At 64.4% G+C, this 6333-nt stretch carries 5 protein-coding genes and 1 pseudogene; 1 reads left to right on the forward strand and 5 read right to left on the reverse strand.

The genetic code is table 11. The features are described 5' to 3' along the window. Positions 1–1167: DUF1501 domain-containing protein (locus tag AC27IQ_RS17540; RefSeq protein ID WP_487090225.1), on the forward strand; the 1167-nt coding region annotated here is incomplete at its 5' end. 26 nt (positions 1168–1193) lie between these two features. Here AC27IQ_RS17540 and AC27IQ_RS17545 read toward each other — a convergent pair. The 5 genes and pseudogenes from AC27IQ_RS17545 to uvrA all read right to left on the reverse strand — a co-directional run. Beyond that, positions 1194–1597, reverse strand: a pseudogene (locus AC27IQ_RS17545) (hypothetical protein). A 16-nt stretch (positions 1598–1613) separates the two neighbouring features. Next, positions 1614–2054 carry a hypothetical protein gene (locus AC27IQ_RS17550; RefSeq protein WP_487090226.1) on the reverse strand — a complete coding sequence of 147 codons (441 nt, stop codon included), beginning with the start codon at positions 2052–2054 and terminating at the stop codon, positions 1614–1616. Beyond that, complete coding sequence (locus AC27IQ_RS17555; RefSeq protein WP_284424533.1) at positions 2012–2413, reverse strand: hypothetical protein; 402 nt, start codon at positions 2411–2413, stop codon at positions 2012–2014. The genes AC27IQ_RS17550 and AC27IQ_RS17555 overlap by 43 nt, the downstream gene beginning before the upstream one ends. After that, positions 2413–3264 (reverse strand): DUF6402 family protein, encoded by an 852-nt coding sequence (locus AC27IQ_RS17560; RefSeq protein ID WP_487090227.1) that lies wholly within the window; start codon positions 3262–3264, stop codon positions 2413–2415. Before AC27IQ_RS17560 ends, AC27IQ_RS17555 begins: the two co-directional genes overlap by 1 nt. Before the next feature lie 157 nt (positions 3265–3421). Continuing rightward, a partial coding sequence (uvrA, locus tag AC27IQ_RS17565) for an excinuclease ABC subunit UvrA (protein ID WP_487090228.1) occupies positions 3422–6333 on the reverse strand: 2912 nt, incomplete at its 5' end.

Genomic DNA, 6333 nt, shown 5'->3' on the forward strand with positions numbered 1-6333 from the left:
CTCGGGCGCAGTGCGCTGGGCGGCACCGTGCTGCAGCCGGCCAGCGCCCTCGCGGGCGGCCTGCAGTACGCGCTGCACCCCGCCATGACCGGCATGGCCGGCCTCTTCAACAGCGGGCGCGCGGCGGTGCAGCTCAACGTGGGGCCGCTGGTGGTGCCGCTCACGCGGGCGCAGTACGCCAGCGCCGACCGCCGCACCTACCCGCTGCCCCCGAAGCTCTTTTCGCACAACGACCAGCAGTCGGTGTGGCAATCGCAGGGCGCCGAAGGCTCCACCGTGGGCTGGGGCGGCAACCTGGGCGACCTCGCCCTGTCGGCCAACACCAACTCGCTGTTCACCTGCATCTCGGCCAGCGGCAACGCGGTGTTCCTCTCGGGCGACCAGGCGCTGCAATACCAGATCAGCACCAGCGGCGCCGTGCCCATCAACGGGGTCAAGAACAACGTCTATGGATCGAGCGCCGTGCGCGGCGTGCTGAGCGAGCTGGTGCAGGCTGCCAGCGCCCACGCGATGGAGGCCGAATACGCGCGCGTAACGCAGCGCTCCATCGGCTCGGAAGGGCAGATCTCCGCCGCGCTGGCGGGCGCGGGCGTGTCCACCGCGTTCCCGACGGGCAACCCCCTGGCCGACCAGCTCAAGGTGGTGGCGCGGCTGATCGCGGCGCGCGGCGCGCTGGGCACGCGGCGGCAGGTGTTCTTCGTGTCAATGGGCGGGTTCGACCTGCACGACAACCTGGTTTCGGGCCAGGCCGTGCTGATGGACCGCGTGAGCAGCGCCATGACCGCGTTCTACAACGCCACCGTGGAGCTGGGCGTGGCCGACAAGGTGACCGCCTTCACCGCATCGGACTTCGGGCGCACGCTCACGTCCAACGGCGACGGCTCCGACCACGGCTGGGGCAGCCACCATTTCGTGGTCGGCGGCGCCGTGCGCGGCGCGGCCTTCTACGGCACGCCGCCACCCATCAGCGTGGGCAACGGCAGCGGCAGCGAAGACCAGTGGCACGTGGGCCAGGGCCGCCTGCTGCCCAGCACCGCCGTGGACCAGTACGCGGCCACGATGGCGCGGTGGTTCGGGGTGGCGAACACCGAGATGACCGGTGTGCTGCCGAGGCTGGGGAATTTCGGGGGAGCGGCGTATCCGGTGAATCTGGGATTCTTGGGGTGATGGGTGGCGCGGTGGGTTAGCAAGCATTAGTTGTTGGGGCCGCAATCCGGTGGCCGTGTCGGGTCCGTGCATTCGGAGGGGATGTTTTCGAAAAGCACATCGCGCCCCACGCGTACTCTCTTCATGTCCATCGGCGGGTCCAGATACCAGTAGGTCTCTCCATTCAGCCATAGATCGACCACGCTGCTTTCACCCAGCAAAGTTCTGGAATCCACGCGGTACAAACGCACCACGTAAGGCATCTTGTAGTCGTGGTGAAAGACGCGCTGGAGGATCGATGCTTTGTAGAACTCCAGTCGGTAAACCCGATGCGGACTGTTTTCGCTGTCGAAAAAGTCGGTGTTGAGGCATACCAAGCGAAAGCAGCAAGGGCTGCCAAGGCCGAACCCCATCCGAGGGTGGTTTTCCTGATTTGCACAGTTTCGCTCACGGCCGGCGCGCTTTCATCAAGGCTTGGCGGGACACCCACTGGCAAGCGGTGGGTCGCCACATTCCGAGGGGATGCCCTCAAACACCACTTCATTGCCTACATACACCTTGTTGGTAGCGACTGGTGGATCAAGGTGCCAGTCGAACTGCCCACCACCTTGAAGGTCCACGACTTCACTTTCTCGCAACAGCGTTTTGGGCGAAACGCGATATAGCCGGACGACGAAAGGCATCCTGAAATCGTGGTGGACGATGCGCTGCAGGATCGATGCCCGATGGAACTCAAGGCGATAGATTTCATGAGGACTGTTGTAGCTGTACAGGAACGTAGGGGAAGTGGCGCGCCACCCCAAAACAACACAACCACCCAGCATCAGGCACCACACGACACACGGGATTTTTTTCAAAGGGCGCATCAAGGCTTGGGACAACTGACCAACGGTGACGCAGGTGTGCATTCCGCTGGGATTTTTTCAAACAAGACATCCCTGCCGACGCGCACTTCGTTCCGGTCCACCGAAGAATTCAGATACCACGTGATTTCGCCGTTCAGCCAGAGATCGACCACCTCGCTTTCACCCAGCAGCGTCTTGGGCTCGATTTTGTACAAGCGCACGACATAGGGCATCTTGAAATCGAGATGGGCGATTCTTTGCAAGGGAGATGCTTTATGGAACTCCAGGCGGTAAACGCGATGCGGGCTGTTTTCGCTGTCGAAAAATGTGGGCGTGGAGGCGTACCAGATCATGATCAATAGGGAATTCGCGACCAAGCACCAAACAATGCAGGGGATTTTTTTAAGCTTGGAAAACTTCATCACCACTCCAGTTTGATGGGGAAAGGTAGGTGTATCCGATGCACGTTGGACAGCACGAGGAAGTCTCCGCCTCGACCATTGAGTGCTCGCCATTGCCGGAAATCGTTGTTCTGCACGAAGTAGGTTTGACCAGGTGCCTTACTTTGATTTTTTTGTACATCCTGCTGAGAGACAGCTATCGGCGCACTGACATGGAAACGATGGACACCTTGATGTCCCCAGAAGCCCAAAGGCTGCGAAAGGAAGGCATTTTCGGGATCGTTGAAATCATAGGAGTCGCGCAGGTAGAAGCCCATTTCGTCGATGGCAATGGCTGTCTGACCTGGTCCTTTGCTCGTGACCATCCCTGATACGGCTACTTTGAGTAGTGCCTCGCCCATGGCGCCATAAAAATCATCCAAGGGATCAGCAAGACTGCCCAGACTGACAAAATTAACTTGGCAGGATTCGTCCAGTAATTTCGCTGGTAGCGCGAGATTTCCAAATCGCCAACGTGGTTGAATTTCGACATCGCCTCGCTTTTTCACATGAAGTCGCAACTGCGCTTTGCCTGCGGGACTTGCCCATTGCGCCTGAAGCTTTGCCATAGCGGCACGCACTCTGGCGAAGCCGAGCGCCCACGCCATGGTCACGGTACTTTCGTCCAAGTGAGCAGGGTTCGAAAGACTTAACCGATAGCTGTCGCGCCCCTGTTTCATAAGATCAGGCATCTCAAACGCCGCCCCCCGAAACCACCGCTCCATCAACGCCGCCGCCACCGGCCACCCCATGCGCGAGCGCATCACGCCCGGGATGTCATCCAGTTGAAAGAGCCGCACCTTGGGCGGCAGTTTTTTTCTCCAGTTGCGCACGCAGGTGCTCCTGGTCCACTTGGACCATGCCCTTGTTCATGGGACCTCCCCGTTCCGTCTTCGGTTGTTTTTAGAACCGCGGATTCTGGGGGTAAAAACCGGCGCACGGCGCGGTTCGGGGCAACGGATTTGCCACCGAAAGTAACGTAACTATCGATCAGCCCTGCGCTGTGGACGGCAGGTAGCGCGCCAGGTACCGCCCGGTGTGGCTGGCCGGGTTGGCGGCCAGGTCTTCGGGGGTGCCCTCGCCCACCACGGTGCCGCCGCCGGCGCCGCCCTCGGGGCCCATGTCGATGATCCAGTCCGCCGTCTTGATGACGTCCAGGTTGTGCTCGATCACGACGATGGTGTTGCCCGCGTCGCGCAGCTGGTGCAGCACCTTGAGCAGCAGGTCGATGTCAGCGAAGTGCAGGCCGGTGGTGGGCTCGTCCAGGATGTAGAGCGTGCGGCCGGTGTCGCGCTTGCTCAATTCCTGCGCGAGCTTCACGCGCTGGGCCTCGCCGCCCGAGAGCGTGGTGGCGGCCTGGCCCAGGCGGATGTACGACAGGCCCACATCCAGCAGCGTCTGCAGCTTGCGCGCGATGGTCGGCACGTCCTTGAAGAAGGCGAAGGCGTCTTCCACCGTGAGGTCGAGGATCTGCGCGATGTTCTTGCCCTTCCACAGGACTTCGAGCGTCTCGCGGTTGTAGCGCTGGCCGTGGCAGATGTCGCAGGGCACGTACACGTCGGGCAGAAAGTGCATCTCCACCTTCACCACGCCGTCGCCCTGGCAGGCCTCGCAGCGGCCGCCGGCCACGTTGAAGGAAAAGCGCCCGGGCCCGTAGCCGCGTTCCTTGGCGGTGTTCACCTCGGCCATCAGTTCGCGGATGGGCGTGAACAGGCCGGTGTAGGTGGCAGGGTTGCTGCGCGGCGTGCGGCCGATGGGGCTTTGGTCGACGTTGATGACCTTGTCGAAATACTCCATGCCCTCGATGGCCTCATGCGGCGCGGGCTCGTCGTGCGCGCGGTAGAGCTGGCGCGCCACGGCGGCATACAGCGTGTCGTTGACGAGCGTGCTCTTGCCCGAGCCCGAGACGCCGGTCACGCAGGTGAGCAGGCCCACGGGGAACTCCACGCTCACGTTCTTCAGGCTGTGGCCCGTGGCGCCAACCACGCGCAGGGCCTGCAGCCGGCCCTGGGTGGCGCGGTGCTCGGCCTGGCGCTCGGCGCGCTGCTCCGCGCGGCGCTTGCTGGCCTCGGTTTCGGGGAAGCGCGATTTGCCCTTCCTCGCCGCTTCGGGGGCCGTGGGGGTGCCCTCCATCACGGGCAGCCACGGCGTGCGGCGCGGGGGAACGGGGATGGACAGCGTGCCCGACAGGTACTGGCCCGTGAGCGAATCGGGATGGCCGCGCACCGCGTCGTAGGTGCCCTGCGCCATCACGCGGCCGCCATGCACGCCGGCGCCGGGGCCCATGTCGATCACGTGGTCGGCGGCGCGCATCATGTCCTCGTCGTGCTCGACCACGATCACGCTGTTGCCGATGTCGCGCAGGTGCTGCAAGGTGGCGATCAGGCGGTCGTTGTCGCGCTGGTGCAGGCCGATGCTGGGCTCGTCGAGCACGTACATGACGCCGGTCAGGCCCGAGCCGATCTGGCTGGCCAGGCGGATGCGCTGGGCCTCGCCGCCCGAGAGCGTCTCGGCGCTGCGGTCCAGGCTCAGGTAGTTCAGCCCCACGTCGTTCAGGAACGTGAGGCGCGTGCCGATCTCGCGCACGACCTTGTCGGCGATCTCGGCCTTGGCGCCGGTGAGCTTGAGCTGCGAGAACCAGGCGTGCGCGTCGGCCAGCGTGGCGTGGCTCACCTCGTAGATGGCACGGGCCTGTTCGCCCTCGCCCACCTTCACGTGGCGCGCCTCCAGCCGCAGCCGCGCGCCGTGGCATTCGGGGCAGGGCTGGGTGCTGCGGTAGCGCGCGAGCTCTTCGCGCACGACCACCGAATCGGTCTCGCGGTAGCGCCGCGCCATGTTGGGCAGGATGCCTTCGAAGGGGTGCTTCTTGACGATGGCCTTGCCCTTGTTGGCGCCGCTGTCCAGCACGTAGTTGAAGGCAATCTCCTCCTCGCCCGATCCGTACAGCACGGCCTGCTGCACCGGCGGGGGCAGCGATTCGTAGGGTGCCTCCACATCGAAGCGGTAGTGCCTGGCGAGGCTCTCCAGCATGGCGAAGTAGTAGCCGTTGCGCCGGTCCCAGCCCTTGATGGCGCCGCTGGCCAGGCTCAAGGAGGGAAAGGCCACCACGCGCGCGGGATCGAACACCTCCTGCTGCCCGATGCCGTCGCAGGCCGGGCAGGCGCCCATGGGCGAGTTGAACGAGAACAGGCGCGGCTCCAGCTCGGCCAGCGAATAGCTGCACACGGGGCAGGCGAACTTGCTGGAGAACAGGTGCTCCTGGCCGCCATCCATCTCCAGCGCCAGCACGCGGCCGTTGCCCTCCACGCCGCCCACGCGCAGGGCCGCCTCGAAGCTTTCGGCCAGGCGCTGCTGCATCTCGGCGCGCACTTTCAGGCGGTCGATCACCACGTCCACATCGTGCTTTTCGGTCTTCTTGAGCTGCGGCAGGCTTTCATATTCGTAGATGGTGCCGTCCACCCGAAAGCGCACATAGCCCAGCGCCTGCATCTGCGCGAAGAGTTCGGTGAACTCGCCCTTCTTGTCGCGCGCGACCGGGGCCAGCACCATGAGGCGGGTGTCCTCGGGCAGGGCCAGCACGGCATCCACCATCTGGCTCACCGTCTGGGCGGCCAGCGGCAGGCCGTGGTAGGGGCAGTACGGCGTGCCGGCGCGCGCGTACAGCAGGCGCAGGTAGTCGTGGATCTCGGTCACCGTGCCCACGGTGGAGCGCGGGTTGTGGCTGGTGGCCTTCTGCTCGATCGAGATGGCCGGCGACAGGCCCTCGATCAGGTCCACGTCGGGCTTGTCCAGCCGGCCCAGGAACTGCCGCGCATAGGCCGACAGGCTCTCCACATAGCGGCGCTGGCCCTCGGCATAGAGCGTGTCGAACGCCAGGCTGGACTTGCCCGAGCCCGACAGCC

The organism is Acidovorax sp. KPB24-07 (assembly GCF_057543315.1).

Bases quoted from the DNA above. Each gene is read 5' to 3' on its own strand.
- AC27IQ_RS17550 (WP_487090226.1), bottom strand. From the start codon at position 2,054: ATGCACACCTGCGTCACCGTTGGTCAGTTGTCCCAAGCCTTGATGCGC.
- AC27IQ_RS17555 (WP_284424533.1), bottom strand. From the start codon at position 2,413: ATGAAGTTTTCCAAGCTTAAAAAAATCCCCTGCATTGTTTGGTGCTTG.